The following is a 14,364-nucleotide window of genomic DNA, read 5'->3' as shown; positions in this document are numbered from 1 at the left end:
AAGTGGGTCAGCAGCTGACGAGTAGCCCGGTGACCGCCGTGCAGGCCGCCGACGCGGTGTCGTTGGCCGCGTTCGGATCGGCGACGGAACTCCGCGTGATCTTCGCGGTCGTCTTGACCGGTCCGAGGCTCAGCAGCCCGGTCGCCACCGAGAACTTGGCCGTGGCACTGGCTCCGGACGCGAGCGACGGGAAGTCGCAGTCGACGACCTTCGTGCCGTTCGGGTTCGAGCAGGCCGAGGAGCCGGTGAAGCGCAGCCCGTTGCCGAGAGTCGACGCCACCCGGATCCCGGACGCCGCGGCCGGACCCGCGTTCGTGACCTTGACCGTGTAGTCGATCGACGACGTCAGGAGCCCGCGCGGGGACGCGGTCAGCGTGACCCCGAGGTCGGCGGCGGTCGTGCCGCCGGTGACGGTCAGCACCGGACCGTCGAACGTCTCGAAACTGTAGTTCTCACCGAGGAACTGGTGCCGCAGGGTCACCGGGCCGAGCGGGGCGTCGTCCTTGATCCGCAGGGTGAACGTCACCTTGCGGCTGTCGCCGGGAGCCACGTCCCCGACCCCGCCGCGGATGCTCACGACGTGCGAGCTGCAGCTGAGCGCGCCCGGGCACGAGACGACATCGGCGATCCCGGTGAGCGGGGTCTCGGCGGTGTAGAGCGTCGCCGCCCCGCCCTCGATGGCCGCGTCCGTGAGCGCGTTGTACAGCGAGTGCTCGACGGTGAACGTCTGTCCACGTTGGACAGTGGTCGGGCCGACCACCACCGAACTGGTGGGAGTCTCGGCGAAGGCCGGGGACGGCGACACGAGCGTGATCGTGGCGGCCGCGACCACAAGCGACAGAAGGGCGGCTCTTCGAAACTTCATCGATTCTCACAATCCCGGGCGTCGGTGCGGACAACGATCAGTCGCCGGGTGACGGGCGTTCGTTACCGGTGTCTTCCACCGGCCGGCCCGTCGTTCTCACCCGCTCGGAGCAACCCTCCCGCGTGTTCCAGGTGCGCAGAACGCGTCTTCGGTCAGCAGTTCGATCACCACGCCCGTTCCCAAGCTGTGACCAACGCCGGCTAGCTAGCTCGTGCCCTCGCCGCGAAGCGCGGGAAGCAGATTCGCCTCCTCGTAGGCGAAATGCTGTTCGAGTCCCTTCACGACGCGCTCGAACTCCTGTCGCAGTGCGGCGCGTTCGATCTTCCCCTTGCCCTGCAACAGTTGGTCGAGATCGTGCAGCGCGCGGGACACGGTTTCGTGCTCCTGACGCAGCCGCTTCAACGCCGGCGCGAGCCCGGGATGGGCCTTCTCGATCGCGGTGAACGCGGCGTCCTCGCGGAGATGATGCATGCGCAGGTCGTTGCAGAAGGTCACGCAATGGCCGAGCAGTTCGCGCCGCGGATGCGGCCGGTCCGCGACCGGCGCTCCGTCGAGCTCGGCCCGCGCGGCCGCCAGCGTCTTGCGGAGCTCCCTGTGGTGGACGAGCAGCTGATCGGCGATCGCCCGGCCGCGGGCGGCGTCGACTTCCAAGAGATGCAGCGTGAAACCCCGCTCTCCGCCTTCGAACGGGACGGCACGCGCGGCATGCGGCACGCCGTCGATCTCGAGTGTCGCTTGTGGACTGGCCAGAAGGTCGCGATACCAAGGTGAATCGCCGTCGGGCGCGAACACCAGATACCGGCTTCCGGCCGGGCGGCAGTCGACACGAGTGGTGCGGGGACGGCCCGTTCCGGCGTCAGCGGTGGTCATCAGCACCGATACTCCCCAGGTAGCATCATCATGAAAGCTATTTTGCTTTGCAAGCAAAGCCTCTTTGTTTGCAAAGGTATCCAGGAGGGTGCACGGTGTCAACCGAGGACATGGAAGTCGACGACGCCGTACGCGCCTTGCTGCTGCTCATGCCGCGGATGGTCGGACGCGCGAAGCGGATCAAGATCCCCGAAGAACTCCAGTCGCTGTCACTGGCGCCGCGTCATCTGTCGCTGTTGTCGTACCTGCTCTTCGACGGGCCCATGACGGTGAACGAGCTGGCCGAACGGCTTGAGGTCGCCCCGACCACGGTGAGCCTGATGGTCGGCGAACTGACCAAGAAGGACGTGCTCGTCCGGCGCGAGGACGAGGCGGACCGGCGACGACGGATCGTCGCCATCGCCGAGGGGATGCGGCCCGCGATCGACGGCTGGCTCGCGCAGGGCGCCCGCGCCTGGCAGAAGGCGCTCACGCCGTTGACGCCGGCCGAGCGGCGCATGTTCATCGATACCCTGCGCGCGTACGAAGACGGACTGACCGACTAGGAGGAGCGGTGCGCTACCTGCTGATGCTCTGCGGGACCGACGGCGATCCGGCGGTCACCACCGATATCACCGAACCCTGCCGCGCCTGGGGCGAAGAGATGGCGCGGCGCGGTCTGCGCGTCAACGGCATGGGCCTCCACCCACCGTCGTCGGCGACGACCATCCGCGTCCGCGGCGGCGAGGCACTGCTCACGGACGGGCCGTTCGCCGAGACGAAGGAACAGATCGGCGGAATCAACATCCTCGAATGCGACAGCCGCGAACAAGCCGTCGAGGCGGCGAAGACCCACCCGTGGGCCGCGATCGGCACGATCGAGGTCCGCGAACTGCTTTAGGCGATCCGGACGGTGACCTGATTGTCGGCGTAGGTGTAGGCCACGTATTCGAATTCGACGCCGGTGCGTTCGACGTACTCCAGCCACGCCTTATGCTCGTGCCGTTGCCAGCCGGGATAGTTGAAGAACTCGTCGAAATGCACGATGCTGCCGGACCGCAGACGCGGGCCGACGAGATCGAGCACGGTTTTCGCGGAGCTGTACAGATCGCCGTCCACGTGAAGGAAATCGACGACGCCTTCGTGCTGCCCGAGAAAGCCGGGAAGCGTGTCGGCGAAAAGACCGACGACGAGTTCGGCGCCGGGGACATCGGGCAGGTCGTCGCGCGCGAACGAACCGGCGGGCATCCCGTTGAGCCAGTTCTCCGGCAGGCCCTGGAACCAGTCGAATCCGTAGGTCTCCACACCACCGCGGGCCTTGGCGATCACGCGCAGCGTGTTCCCGGTCGCGACACCGAACTCGAGGGCCATTCCCCCGGCCGGGGCAAGGGAAAGCGCGTACGCGAGAGTCTCTTGTGGACGCGCGAAATGCTTGGTGCCGGTCAGCTGCTCACGGGCGAAACGATTGCTGTCCCTTGCCGCGTCCTGGTCGCCGGCGTAGATGATGTCGCGGCGGCTCCGGATTTCGAACTCGACGATCCGATCGAAACAGCGATCCCCCTGCCGGACGATCTCCGCGCGCAATTCCGCGGCGACCCGGTCCAGTTCCTCCGGATAAGGATCATGGAATCGCCGGGCGAGCCGGTGCAGGCCCCGGCCGAGCGTGCCGCGAGCCGACCGGCTCAGGGTTTTCAGGGCTGAATGGGGTACCAGGTGACGCATCCCGGGAAGATACACCCGTCCCTTTCGGGTGAACGGGTCCAGAACGCCCGGGGGCCGGTTTCGTTGCGGTAACCGAGGGGTCCGCTCCTAACATCGCGATCGCCGCCGGTACTCGGGGTACCGGCACGGAAAAGGGAGCACGATGAGCAGGATCGTCATCTTCGGGGCGGGCGGACGCGGCGGGCGCGGTGCCGTCGCCGAAGCCGTGAGCCGCGGGCACCAGGTCACCGCCGCCGTGCGGGACCCCGGCCGCCACCCGGACCTCGCCGGGGACAACGTCACCTTGACCGCCGCAGACGTCACCGTCGCGGACGACGTCGCGAAGGCCGCCGCCGGGCACGACGCCGCGATCAGTTCCATCTACCGCGGGGATCTCTCGTCACGCGAGTACTACCCGGCCGCCGCGCACGCGCTGATCGACGGCCTCGGCCGGGCCGGTGTCGCCAGACTGGTCGTCGTCGGCGTCGGATCGGCGCTGGAGATCGCTCCGGGCGTCGCCTTCCACGACCAGCCGGGCTGGCCGCCCGAGCACCGCGAGTTCTCGCTCGGGCACACGGCGGAACTGGAGGTCTTCCGTACGTCCGGCGGCGGGCTCGACTGGGTGGTTGTCGCGCCGCCGCCGGTGATGCTCGACGAACACGCCGAACGCACGGGCGAGTACCGCAGCGGGGACCACCGAGTACTGCCGCGCGCGGCGGACGCGGGGCCGTTCTCCTACGCGGATCTCGCGGTCGCGCTGGTCGACGAGATCGAGCGGCCGAAGCATTCACGGGTGATGGTCGCGATCGACCACTGAGGCTTCACGGCCATGCGCCTGCTGGTGCAGGTGGGGCGGGTGTGACGATGAGCGGGTCCGTGAAGGCCTCCTTGAGGGACTCTGGGTCCCTCAAGGAGGCCTTCACGGACCACGCGCCCGCCAGCAGCCACAGCCCTGGATGTAAAGCGCGTGAAGGGCATGGCGGCTGCGAGTGAAGGGGAAACTCGACCTTCGCACCTTCCTAAGTACATGAAGGCCCCCTTCCTTGCGCCTGGCGCAAGGAAGGGGGCCTTCATGTACTTGGCGAGCCGTCAGGCGGTCGGCGTCCAGTACAGGAGCCGGTTCGGGGAGCGCGTGAAGGCCTTCACGCGCTCCCCGGTCGTAAGACTTCTAGCGCTCTGGGGCGTCGCCGCCGTTCTGCTCGGCCAGGAACCGCTCGAACTGGTTGCCCAGTTCCTCGGCGGTCGGCATGTGCTCGACCGACTCCGCGAGCAGGCTTTCCTTGCCGGACGCCTCCATGAACGTGTCGTACTGCTGCTCCAGCGCGCGCACGACGTCGGCGACCTTCTCCGAGCCGGCGACCTGGCGGGCGATCTCCGCCTCCGCCTCGTGCGACGCCTTCCGCAGTTCCCCGTCCGGCAGGTTCAGCCCGGTCGCCGCGGCGACGGCGCCGAGCAGGTTCAGCGCGGCGCTCGGGTACGTCGAGTCCTCCAGATAGGGCGGCACGTGCGCCGCGAAACCGGACGCGTCGTGTCCCCACTCGCCGAGGCGGAACTCCAGCAGCCCGGCGACACTGCCCGGCACCTGCATCCGGTTGGGCAGTGGGCGGTGTTCGCCGACGAGTTCGTTCCGCGTCGCGTGCGCGGTCACGCCGAGCGGCCGGGTGTGCGGCGCGCCCATCGGGATGCCGTGGAAACCGGTGGTGAGCCGGACGTCCCAGCGTTCGACCAGCCCGCGCACGGCCGCGCAGAACCGCTCCCAGTCGTGGTCCGGTTCCGGCCCGGTGAGCAGCAGGAACGGCACGCCGTCGGCGTCGTGCAGCAGGTGGACGACCAGTTCGGGGGCGTCGTAGGCGTCCCAGTGGTCGATGGAGTAGGTCATCGCCGGGCGGCGCGAGCGGTAGTCGATGAGGCGGTCCACGTCGAACCGCGCGATCACCCGGTGCTCGGAGGAGTTCAGGAGCTGCTCGGCGACGAGCCTGCCCGCCGAACCCGCGTCCATGAAGCCGTCGAAGTAGTGCAGGAGCACGGCCCCGCCGAGGTCAGGGACGTCCGAGTCCACCTCGTACAGGTCTTCCGGGTCCAGCGCCACCAGATCCTCCAGGTTTCGTGGGTACGACCGTCCACAGGTACCAACGCCTCGATAGGGGGTATCCATTCCGCCGACGGTGGCTTCGATCCTATCGGTCCGTGACAGCTGTCGTGGGCGGTCCACACCGGGGTGGTGCAGGCTGGAGGGGTGACAGAAGAGACTCTCGGCCTGCGCCCGCCCGCCAATCGGGTGAGCAGGCGCGCCATCGGTTACTGGACGGTGTGGGCCGCGGTCGGCTGGGTGATCCTCATCGCCGCGCAGACGGTGTTCGTGCTCACGAGCGACGACGCGCCGACGTGGCTCACGGTGACCTTGACGATCTCCTGCGTGGTCGCGCCGCTGCATCTGCTGGTCATGCCGCAGTGGCGCTACCGGATCCACCGCTGGGAGGTCACCGGCGAGGCGGTGTACACCCAGGAAGGCTGGCTCAGCCAGGACTGGCGGATCGCGCCGATCTCGCGGATCCAGACCGTCGACATCGAACGCGACCCGATCGAGCAGCTGTTCCGGCTGGCGAAGATCACCGTGACGACGGCGTCGGCCGCGGGACCGGTCAAGATCGCCGGTCTCGACCACGCCGAAGCGCTGAAGCTGGCCGCGGAGCTCACGAAGACCACGCAGGCCACGCCGGGTGACGCGACATGAGCACCGAGGCACCACCGGAGGCCGCCGTCGGCCAGTGGCGCCGGCTCGACCGCCGGATGCTGCTGATCCGGCCGGTGCTCGACGTCGTCAAATCACTCCCGGTGCTGATCGGGACGGTGATCCTCGGCCGGGGCAACGGCTGGGAATGGTTCGGGCTCGGCGTCACCGCGCTGACCGTCCTCGTCGGTGTCTCGCATGTGCTCACTTCCCGCTACCGCATCGCCGACGGCCAGGTGGAATGGACCACGGGCCTGTTGCTGCGCAAGCATCGCGCGATCCCGCTGGACCGGGTGCGCACGGTCGACGTCACCTCGGAACCCAAGCACCGCTTGTTCTCCCTCAGCGCCGTGCGCATCGGCACCGGACGGCATTCGCTCGCCCAGGGCACGAACGGCGACCAGCTGGTGCTCGACGCCGTCAGCCGGACAGAGGCCGACCGGCTGCGCACGGTTCTCTTGCACCGCAAGGAGATCACCGAGACCGCCCCGCCTCCCGAGCAGGTCGTGGCGGAGATCGACCGCAAGTGGGTGCGGTACGCGCCGTTCACGCTGTCCGGGCTCGCCGTGGTGGGCGCGATCTTCGCCGCCGTCTGGCATTTCGCGCACCAGCTGAACATCGCGCCGGAGAACGTCGGGCCACTGCGGGATCTCATGGACGATCTGGCGGACACGGCGCTGTGGCTGATCGTGGTCGTCGCCGCGGTCGCCCTGCTCGTGGTCGTCTCCCTGCTTTCCGTCGGCGGCTATGTGCTGTCGTTCTGGAACTTCAAGCTCACCCGGGAGACGGAAGGCACCCTTCACATCCGGCGCGGGTTGATCACCACGCGTTCGGTGTCCATCGAAGAAGAACGGCTTCGCGGCGTCGAAGTGAAGGAGCCGCTGCCGCTGCGGATCGCCGGCGGGGCGCGGCTCACCGCGATCGTCGGCGGGCTTCGTGAGGGCAAGGGCGGGGACAAGGGTGGCGGGCTCCTGCTGCCGCCCGCGCCGGTCGGCCGGGTCCACGAGGTCGCGGCCGAAGTGCTGCGGGAGAACTTCGATCCGGCCACCGTCCCGCTGAACCGGCATCCCCGGCGGGCGCTGACCAGGCGGCTGACCCGCGCGGTCGGCGGCGTGCTGATTCTGGCGGCCGCCCTGTTCGGCTTGGCGTGGATCGATTTCCTGCCGTCATGGATGTGGCAGGTCGCGCTCGCCCTGGTCCCGCTCGCCGCACTGGTCGGCTGGGACCGCTATCGCAACCTCGGCCACGCGATCGTCGGGCGGTACCTGGTCAGCCGGTCGGGTTCGCTGGCGCGGGCGACGGTGGCGATCCGGCGCGAGGGGGTCACCGGTGTCGTCGTCAGCCGTTCGTTCTTCCAGCGCCGCGCCGGATTGATCACCGTGACGGCCCCGATCGCGGCGGGCAAGGGCGACTATCAGGTGGTCGACGTCGGCGAATCGGCCGGGCTGGCGATGGCGGAACAGGCGGCGCCCGGCCTGCTCACTCCCTTCCTGCGCCGGGAGGTTCAGCGGTAACCGGTGACGTCCGCGGGCAGGCCGGGGTCCTGGACCTCGACGAGATAGCGCCAGCAATCGGGACGGCTGCCGTCGAGGTCGGTGAATCCGTATTCCTTCGCCAATTCGCCACTGGACACCGATTTCCCGTTCCAGCGGGCGACTTCCGCGTCACCGGCCAGCGCGGCGACCGCCCTGCCGACGAACGCCGGGCTTTCAGAAATGGCGAAATGCGGCTGCACCTTCGTCGCTTCCCGCCAATTCTCTTCGGTCACCCGATAAGCGTCGAGCATCGCTTCGGAACGCAACCAGCCGGGCGTGACCGCCACCGCGGTACCGCCATGCGGCGCCAATTCGTGCCCGAGCGCGAACGCCATCCGGTTCACCGCGGTCTTGGCCAGGTCGTAGAAGAACGAAACCCGGTAATTCTCCGAGTTGTACTCGGCGGTGCCGTCGTTGACCTCGACGACCAGCGCGCCGGGCTTCCTGATCATGAGCGGGAGCGCGAAATGGCTGGTGATGGCATGGGTGTCGACGGCGAGCCGCAGCGTCCGCAGTCCGACGTCCAAAGTGGACTCCCAGACCGTCTTGTCCCACTCGATGGGCGCGCCGTAGATGTCGTTGACCAGTACGTGCAACGCACCCTGTTCGGTGTCGATCCGCTCCACCAGTTCGCGGACCTGGTCCGCCGCCAAATGGTCCACACCGATCGCTATCCCGCACCCGCCTGCTTCGTCGACGAGCGCCGCGGTCTCCTCGATCGTCTCCGGACGATTCATTTCCGATCGCCGGGAACCGGTACTGCGACCGGTCACGTAAACGGTCGCGCCGGCGGCGCCCAGCTGTACCGCTATTCCCCGCCCGGCCCCGCGAGTCGCCCCGGCGACCAACGCGATCTTGCCTGCCAATGGCTTTTCCATGGGCCGAACCTAGCAAGAAGTCCGCTTGTTCGTGGACCAAAGACCCTGGTCCGCAATTCACACAATGTGCTAGCTTCTTGACTCTTCGTGATTCCCCGGCGAGAGGTCGAGATGACGCCTGCCGCACGATCCCTGGACACCACCGCCCCGCCGAAACGCACCCCCGGCGCCAGCAGCTCGCGCAAAGTACTGCAGTTGCTGCTCTCCTTTTCCGAACGCCGCTGGGACGCGAGCGTCGCCGAACTCGCGGCGAGGATCGGCACCCCGGTCGCCACGACGTATCGCTATGTCGCGCTGCTGAAGGAACTCCAGCTCCTGGAGGAGGGCAGGACGGGGCGCTATCACGTGACGAGCCAGGTGATGCCGCTCGCGCGGGCCGCGCAGCTGGCCAACGACCTCGCCCGGCTGGCCCGCCCGGCGATGGAAGAGGCGGCCCGCGACCTCGGCGAGACGGTGCTGCTGTTCCAGCATTTCGGCGAATCCGCGGTCTGCGCGGACCGCGTCGAATGCGAACGCGCGATGCGGTTCACCTTCCAGCCGGGGCATTCCGTCCCGCTCGGCACCGGCGCGTCGGGCAAGATGCTGCTCGCCATGCTGCCGGAGGCCGAACGCGAAAGGCGCCTTTCGTCGCTCGTCCAGCGCCGCGGCGCGAGCGTGCGGGAAGAGGTCAAACGCGCCGGGGCGAACCGGTTCGCGGTCAGCTGGGGCGAACTGGACGACGGCGTCTGGTCGTGTTCCGTGCCGATCCCGAACACGGGGCACCGCCCGGCGGTGCTGACGCTGGCCGCCCCCGCCACCCGAATCGGTGACGACGCGAAGCGGGCCGCCATCGTCGCGCTCCAGTCGTACGCGAGCAGGATCCACCGCGCCGTTTCGTCGTTCGCCCTCTGACTCCGCGAGTGCCGTCCATCCAGTCACGCGTGTCGTCCGTCTGATCACACGTGCCGTCCGGCCGGTCACGGGAACCGGCCGTTCGGTTCGGGCACGTCGGCCTCGCCCCCTAATTGACGCGCCCCACGCGCCACGGCGGGGTAGAACTCGATCCGTGATCCGACTCGCCACCTCCGAAGACCTTCCCGTACTCCAGGACATCGAACGCGCCGCCGGCGAACCGTTCCGCGCGCTCGGCATGGCCGCGATCGCCGACGACGACCCGCCGTCGATCGCGGACCTCACGGCCTTCCAGCGCGAGGGCCGGGCCTGGGTGTGGGACGCGGGCGACGGGCCGGTGGCGTATCTGCTCGCCGACGTCGTCGACGGACACGGCCACATCGAACAGGTGTCCGTCCATCCGGATCACGCGCGCCGCGGTCTCGGGCGACGGCTGATCGAGCACGTCGCGGAGTGGGCTTCGCGAGAAGGACTCGCCGGGCTGACGCTGACGACGTACGCCGAGGTGCCGTGGAACGCGCCGTATTACGCCCGGCTCGGCTTCGCGACGCTCGACGAGAAGAACCTCACAGAGGGCCTGCGAGCCGTCCGGGACCACGAAATCGCCCGCGGCCTGGACGCGTGGCCGAGGGTGACCATGCGGCGATGACCCGCCCGGGGGGCCGGATTGGCGACGAGCGTCGAACATGTGTTCTACTGTCGGCGCCGGCCCCGGAGGGGGAAGCTCCGCGGGCCGGCACCGGACTTCAGGGAGGCACGGATGGCGGTCAAGATCACCCATCTCACCAACGGCCAGCAGGTGCGCTTCGCCAACGCGGACGGCGCCCGGCGCTACGCCGAGATCATCGGCGGCGGGGTCGACAAATGGCGGTTCACCGTGGTCAGCGGGCATGACCGCCCGGAATTGTCGGGACGGGTCGTTAATGTGCCGGTATGGCGTATGACTTCCAGGTGACCGTGGATTCCGCCCATCCGCACGACCTCGCCGGCTGGTGGGCGGAGCTGCTCGGGTGGCGGGTCGAGGAGAGCAACGAGGAGTTCATCCGCGAGATGGTCGCCAAGGGATACGCCGACGAGGAAGCGACGACCACGCACAACGGTGTCCTGGTGTGGAAGGACGGCGCGGCGATCGTCCATCCGGAGACCGGGCAGCGGTTCCTCTTCCAGCTGGTCCCCGAGGGGAAGACGGTCAAGAACCGGCTGCACCTCGACATCCGGATGGGGGCGGGCAAGATCGAGGCCGAGCTCGAGCGGCTGACCGCGCGTGGTGCGACGTTCCTGCACCGCGGCAAGCAAGGGCCCGCGGAGTGGATCACGATCGCGGACCCGGAGGGCAACGAACTCTGCCTCTCCTGAGGCGGGCCCACGAGGGCCCGCCACTGGGGTGTCATGAAGGGCTGTGCTCTTCATGACCGAGCGCGCGGCCCTCGTGGGTGGTCGGCAGCCAGCCGCCCCATACCTCGGTGAGCAGCACGCGCTGGTCGACTCGCCGTTGCGCCAACGCGACCAAGACCGTCCGCGCCCTCGTAGCAGGCGATGATCGGCAGTCCGCCGTCCAGGAACAACGTGAAGATCATGGTGCGGGCGAACGTGGTGCCACCCGCCGGTGGTCGTTTTGACGCGGAGTCCGTATTCACGGCGCGGGGACTGTCCCGGTCGCCCATCGGGTTTCCGGGCGACCTCGCGAACCCCCGATAAGCTGAATCCGTGTCGGACGAAGGCCGGGCAGCCGAGGTCGAGGACGTGCACATCCTCGCGCTTGGCATGCCGCACGTGACGGTGGAGCGGGGGACCGCGGGAAACCCCGTCTATCAGGTGGGCCGGAAGTCGTTCGTCTTCTTCCGTACTCCGCGGCCCGACGCCTTCGACCCCGAGACCGGTGAACGCTACGACGACGTGATCGTGTTCTGGACCCCGTCGGAAGCGGACAAGCAGGCGATGGTGCAGGACGAAGCATCACCGTTCTTCACCACTTCCCACTTCGACGGGCATCCATCGGTGCTGGTGCGCGCCTGCCGCATCGGCGAGCTGACCCACGACGAGCTGTCCGAGGTCATCCAGGACGCCTGGCTCGCCCAAGCCTCCGCCCGGCGCGCGTCCGCGTGGCTCCAAAACCACGAAGGACGTCAGTAGAGATAGCCGCCTGGGCCGAGTGGCACGCCGAGCAGGTACCAGACGACGAACAACGCGGTCCAAGCCACGAGGATGACGAGCGACAAGGGGATCGCGAAGGACATCACCGTTCCGATCCCGGCGTCCTTCTTGTATTTCTGAACGTAGGTCAGTGCCAGGATGAAGAAGGCGTTCATGGGGGTGACCGGGCCGGTCGACGAGTCCCCGATCATGAAGGCCGAAAGCGTCGCCTCGGGTCGCAGGCCGACGTACATCATCATCGGCACCAGGATCGGCGCGAGGATCGACCACATGGCGGTGCCACTCGAGATCACCAGATTGAGCACGGCGATCGCGAAGACGATGACGACCAGGACGACCAGGTCGGGGGCGTTCACCTTGTGCAGCAACTCGGCGCCTTCGACCGTGATCACCGAGCCCAGCCCGGTCCATTCGAAATAGGCGAGAAACTGCGCGGCCGCGAAGAAGAGCACGATGACCGGCGCGACCGGGATCATGCCGTCGGACATGATCTTGGGCAGGCTCGCCAGTGAGCGAACGCTTCCCGTGATCTTGCCGTAGACGAAGCCCATGATTCCGAGAAGCAGCGCCACGAATACGGCGACGTCCAAGACCACGGTCGACTGCACGATGCTGCCGCCCTTGCCGAGCAGCGGAGAACCCGGGAGCAGCAAGAGCGTCGCGACGACTGCCACGTAGACGACGAACACCACGCCGGCCCACCGAAGGCCGCGTCGCTCCGGGGCGGTGAGCCGGGCATCCATCTCGGCGGGTTCGTCGTCGTGCTCCGACGGCAACTGGGTGAATTCAGGTCGCTTGGCCAGCACCAATTCGACCATCAGCGTGATGACGATCGACAGGAGTATCGATCCGACGGCGGCGTAGAAGTACGTCGACAGCGGGGTGACCACGGCCGCCGGATCGACCGTCTGGGCGGCCACAGTCGTCAGTGACGCCCGGATCGCCGCGGACGGCGTGATCAGCGGGCTGGCGTTAAACGCCGCGGAGACCGAGACGAAGGCGACCAGGACGCCGAGGACGGGACTCCTGCCGACGGCACGGAACGCCAGCGCCCCGAGCGGGATCATCACCATGTACGCCGAGTCGCCCATGACATGGGACACCATCGACGCGAAGGCGATCGAGAAGGTCACCCACCGGCCGGGCAGCCGGATGACCGTCGCTCGCAGCAGCGCCGTCATGAGGCCGCTCGCCTCGGCGACACTCACGCCAAGAACCATCGTGATCACGAGCGGGACCGGAGGGAACTCCGCGAAGTTGTCGAAGGCCGATTCGGCGGCGTGGTTGAGGCCTTCGAGGGACAGCAGGTTCCTGACTTCGACGACCTTGCCGGAGTTCGGCAGGATGACCGAAACATCCAGTTCGGCCAGCACGAGACTGGCCACGCCCAGGATCCCGCTCATGATCCAGAAGAGCCAGAAGGGGTTGGGGAGCTTGTTCCCCAACCGCTCGATAGTGGTGATCGCGCGGAACAGGAAGTTGGGCTTCATGGCAGGTGCGCGCCGTTGCGACTCTGTCATCTTTCATTCCTAGCGCTAGAGAAATTAGACAGAACGGGCGGCCACGGCATCGTAACCGTCATTTTCGGCCTGTTCGATCAGAGCGTCGAACGGCCGTGAGGCGAGCTCGGCGACCCTGGACCGGTTCCAGTGGAGGCTGTCGATGCACCGGTCGGCGAAGACCAGCACCACGGCGGCCAATTCGTCCAGTGCCGGTGAAAGAGTCGCGACGACGGCCGGGCTGTTCGAGTTGTAGTCCGGCTCCCCCGCGGCGATCGCCATGCCCACGGCGGCGGCGGCCGCGCGGATGGCGAAGCTGGCCTGGCTGACCATGCTGGGAACGACGGGATTCACCTTGCCGGGCATGATCGACGACCCCGGCTGGAGCTTCGGCAGCACCAGCTCCCCCAGGCCGCCGTGCGGGCCGGAACTCAGAATCCGGAGATCCTGGCTCTGCTTGAACAGGATGCTCGCGCACCGGGCCGCAGTGTCGGCGAGGACACCGTAACCGTCAGCGTGCGCGAAGGCGTCGACCCAGCTCACGCTCGGGCGCATCGGCAGGCCGGTGATCTCGGCGAGGTGGCCCACCGCCACGCCGGCATACCCCGCTGGAGCGCCGACGCCGGTGCCGAGCGCCGTCCCGCCCAGCTGGACGGCCTGCAGCGCCTCGGCCGCGGCCACGAACTGATCCGCGAAGCGCTCCGCCGCCAGGGCGTGGGCCCGGTGGGTTTCCGAGACCGGGACGAGGACGGCGTCCTGCCAGGCGGTGCGGCCCAGCCGCTCGACGCCCTCGTGCCGCTCCGCCTGCCGCCGGAAGCTGCGAGCGAGCCTGCGCAGGACGTCGGCGACTTCGAGAGCCTGCCGCACGAGAAGCACCTTGACCGCGGTGGGATACACGTCGTTCGACGATTGCGAGCGGTTCACGTGGTCGTTCGGATGAATCGTGACGCCCGGGACCAGCCGGGACGCGCGCGCCGCGAGGACCTCGTTGACGTTCATGTTCGTCGCCGTGCTGCCGCCGGTGGCGACCACACGTAACGGGAACTGGTCGAGGAACCCGCCACCGGCGACCTCGGTCGCCGCGCTGGCGATGGCGCCGGCTCGCGCCTCATCGAGGACGCCCAGCTCCTGGTTGGCCCGGACGGCGGCGAGTTTGACCTCGGCGAGCGTCCGGACGAAGGCGGGCAGGTCGCGGAGACGCAGCCCGGTGCTCGGCGAGTTCTGAAGGGCGAGCGAGGTCACTCGCCCCCACATGGGGCCA

General features: G+C 68.3%; 17 protein-coding genes. 10 read left to right on the top strand and 7 right to left on the bottom strand.

The window, feature by feature from the left end; all coding sequences use genetic code 11:
- Positions 1-7: 7 nt before the first annotated feature.
- A complete protein-coding gene (locus tag ACLJQ7_RS31635) occupies positions 8-865 on the bottom strand; it encodes a DUF11 domain-containing protein (RefSeq protein ID WP_410651814.1) in 858 nt (285 codons plus the stop codon).
- A 204-nt stretch (positions 866-1,069) separates the two neighbouring features.
- On the bottom strand, positions 1,070-1,735 hold the full coding sequence (locus ACLJQ7_RS31630) for a nitroreductase/quinone reductase family protein (RefSeq protein ID WP_410651813.1): 666 nt from the start codon (positions 1,733-1,735) through the stop codon (positions 1,070-1,072).
- A gap of 110 nt (positions 1,736-1,845) precedes the next feature.
- Between ACLJQ7_RS31630 and ACLJQ7_RS31625 the strand changes: the two genes are divergently transcribed.
- The gene (locus ACLJQ7_RS31625) at positions 1,846-2,280 is read left to right on the top strand and encodes a MarR family transcriptional regulator (RefSeq protein ID WP_410652015.1); all 435 of its coding nucleotides are present in this window, start codon (positions 1,846-1,848) and stop codon (positions 2,278-2,280) included.
- Positions 2,281-2,288: 8 nt separating this feature from the next.
- The gene (locus ACLJQ7_RS31620) at positions 2,289-2,615 is read left to right on the top strand and encodes a YciI family protein (protein ID WP_410651812.1); all 327 of its coding nucleotides are present in this window, start codon (positions 2,289-2,291) and stop codon (positions 2,613-2,615) included.
- On the opposite strand, the gene ACLJQ7_RS31615 is transcribed toward ACLJQ7_RS31620, so the two are convergent.
- Complete coding sequence (locus tag ACLJQ7_RS31615) at positions 2,612-3,436, bottom strand: class I SAM-dependent methyltransferase (RefSeq protein WP_410651811.1); 825 nt, start codon at positions 3,434-3,436, stop codon at positions 2,612-2,614. The genes ACLJQ7_RS31620 and ACLJQ7_RS31615 overlap by 4 nt on opposite strands.
- A gap of 142 nt (positions 3,437-3,578) precedes the next feature.
- Here ACLJQ7_RS31615 and ACLJQ7_RS31610 point away from each other — a divergent pair, with 142 nt between their 5' ends.
- The gene (locus ACLJQ7_RS31610) at positions 3,579-4,232 is read left to right on the top strand and encodes an NAD(P)-dependent oxidoreductase (RefSeq protein ID WP_410651810.1); all 654 of its coding nucleotides are present in this window, start codon (positions 3,579-3,581) and stop codon (positions 4,230-4,232) included.
- Positions 4,233-4,583: 351 nt separating this feature from the next.
- Here the strand turns inward: ACLJQ7_RS31610 and ACLJQ7_RS31605 are convergent, their stop codons facing one another.
- Positions 4,584-5,504 (bottom strand): proteasome assembly chaperone family protein, encoded by a 921-nt coding sequence (locus ACLJQ7_RS31605; RefSeq protein WP_410651809.1) that lies wholly within the window; start codon positions 5,502-5,504, stop codon positions 4,584-4,586.
- Between the two features lie 105 nt (positions 5,505-5,609).
- Between ACLJQ7_RS31605 and ACLJQ7_RS31600 the strand changes: the two genes are divergently transcribed.
- Together ACLJQ7_RS31600 and ACLJQ7_RS31595 are read left to right on the top strand one after the other, a co-directional pair.
- Positions 5,610-6,149, top strand: coding sequence for a PH domain-containing protein (locus ACLJQ7_RS31600; RefSeq protein WP_410652014.1), 540 nt, complete (start codon positions 5,610-5,612; stop codon positions 6,147-6,149).
- The gene (locus tag ACLJQ7_RS31595; RefSeq protein WP_410651808.1) at positions 6,146-7,660 is read left to right on the top strand and encodes a PH domain-containing protein; all 1,515 of its coding nucleotides are present in this window, start codon (positions 6,146-6,148) and stop codon (positions 7,658-7,660) included. Before ACLJQ7_RS31600 ends, ACLJQ7_RS31595 begins: the two co-directional genes overlap by 4 nt.
- On the opposite strand, the gene ACLJQ7_RS31590 is transcribed toward ACLJQ7_RS31595, so the two are convergent.
- Positions 7,651-8,559 (bottom strand): SDR family oxidoreductase, encoded by a 909-nt coding sequence (locus ACLJQ7_RS31590; RefSeq protein ID WP_410651807.1) that lies wholly within the window; start codon positions 8,557-8,559, stop codon positions 7,651-7,653. The genes ACLJQ7_RS31595 and ACLJQ7_RS31590 overlap by 10 nt on opposite strands.
- Positions 8,560-8,670: 111 nt before the next feature.
- Here ACLJQ7_RS31590 and ACLJQ7_RS31585 point away from each other — a divergent pair, with 111 nt between their 5' ends.
- The 5 genes from ACLJQ7_RS31585 (at position 8,671) to ACLJQ7_RS31565 (ending at position 11,583) form a co-directional block, all read left to right on the top strand.
- A complete protein-coding gene (locus ACLJQ7_RS31585; RefSeq protein WP_410651806.1) occupies positions 8,671-9,450 on the top strand; it encodes an IclR family transcriptional regulator in 780 nt (259 codons plus the stop codon).
- A gap of 154 nt (positions 9,451-9,604) precedes the next feature.
- Positions 9,605-10,099, top strand: a complete 495-nt coding sequence (locus ACLJQ7_RS31580; RefSeq protein WP_410651805.1) for a GNAT family N-acetyltransferase — start codon at positions 9,605-9,607, stop codon at positions 10,097-10,099.
- 111 nt (positions 10,100-10,210) lie between these two features.
- Positions 10,211-10,405, top strand: a complete 195-nt coding sequence (locus tag ACLJQ7_RS31575; RefSeq protein WP_020631236.1) for a hypothetical protein — start codon at positions 10,211-10,213, stop codon at positions 10,403-10,405.
- Positions 10,384-10,806, top strand: a complete 423-nt coding sequence (locus ACLJQ7_RS31570; protein ID WP_410651804.1) for a VOC family protein — start codon at positions 10,384-10,386, stop codon at positions 10,804-10,806. Before ACLJQ7_RS31575 ends, ACLJQ7_RS31570 begins: the two co-directional genes overlap by 22 nt.
- A 351-nt stretch (positions 10,807-11,157) precedes the next feature.
- Entirely contained in the window at positions 11,158-11,583 is a 426-nt protein-coding gene (locus tag ACLJQ7_RS31565; RefSeq protein WP_410651803.1) for an MmcQ/YjbR family DNA-binding protein, read from the top strand.
- On the opposite strand, the gene ACLJQ7_RS31560 is transcribed toward ACLJQ7_RS31565, so the two are convergent.
- Together ACLJQ7_RS31560 and ACLJQ7_RS31555 are read right to left on the bottom strand one after the other, a co-directional pair.
- Positions 11,577-13,124 (bottom strand): AbgT family transporter, encoded by a 1,548-nt coding sequence (locus ACLJQ7_RS31560; protein ID WP_410651802.1) that lies wholly within the window; start codon positions 13,122-13,124, stop codon positions 11,577-11,579. The genes ACLJQ7_RS31565 and ACLJQ7_RS31560 overlap by 7 nt on opposite strands.
- Positions 13,125-13,148: 24 nt before the next feature.
- A complete protein-coding gene (locus ACLJQ7_RS31555; protein ID WP_410651801.1) occupies positions 13,149-14,357 on the bottom strand; it encodes a lyase family protein in 1,209 nt (402 codons plus the stop codon).
- Positions 14,358-14,364: the final 7 nt, after the last annotated feature.

Origin of the sequence: Amycolatopsis sp. cmx-4-54 (assembly GCF_046548895.1) — a bacterium.
Lineage (GTDB): Bacteria > Actinomycetota > Actinomycetes > Mycobacteriales > Pseudonocardiaceae > Amycolatopsis.
This window is presented reverse-complemented; position numbering and strand designations above follow the sequence as displayed.

Coding starts and splice junctions, on each gene's coding strand:
- ACLJQ7_RS31560 (WP_410651802.1), bottom strand. CDS start 13,124: ATGACAGAGTCGCAACGGCGCGCACCTGCCATGAAGCCCAACTTCCTG.
- ACLJQ7_RS31585 (WP_410651806.1), top strand. CDS start 8,671: ATGACGCCTGCCGCACGATCCCTGGACACCACCGCCCCGCCGAAACGC.
- ACLJQ7_RS31555 (WP_410651801.1), bottom strand. CDS start 14,357: ATGTGGGGGCGAGTGACCTCGCTCGCCCTTCAGAACTCGCCGAGCACC.
- ACLJQ7_RS31615 (WP_410651811.1), bottom strand. CDS start 3,436: ATGCGTCACCTGGTACCCCATTCAGCCCTGAAAACCCTGAGCCGGTCG.
- ACLJQ7_RS31590 (WP_410651807.1), bottom strand. CDS start 8,559: ATGGAAAAGCCATTGGCAGGCAAGATCGCGTTGGTCGCCGGGGCGACT.
- ACLJQ7_RS31595 (WP_410651808.1), top strand. CDS start 6,146: ATGAGCACCGAGGCACCACCGGAGGCCGCCGTCGGCCAGTGGCGCCGG.
- ACLJQ7_RS31630 (WP_410651813.1), bottom strand. CDS start 1,735: ATGACCACCGCTGACGCCGGAACGGGCCGTCCCCGCACCACTCGTGTC.
- ACLJQ7_RS31635 (WP_410651814.1), bottom strand. CDS start 865: ATGAAGTTTCGAAGAGCCGCCCTTCTGTCGCTTGTGGTCGCGGCCGCC.
- ACLJQ7_RS31610 (WP_410651810.1), top strand. CDS start 3,579: ATGAGCAGGATCGTCATCTTCGGGGCGGGCGGACGCGGCGGGCGCGGT.
- ACLJQ7_RS31570 (WP_410651804.1), top strand. CDS start 10,384: ATGGCGTATGACTTCCAGGTGACCGTGGATTCCGCCCATCCGCACGAC.
- ACLJQ7_RS31625 (WP_410652015.1), top strand. CDS start 1,846: ATGGAAGTCGACGACGCCGTACGCGCCTTGCTGCTGCTCATGCCGCGG.
- ACLJQ7_RS31575 (WP_020631236.1), top strand. CDS start 10,211: ATGGCGGTCAAGATCACCCATCTCACCAACGGCCAGCAGGTGCGCTTC.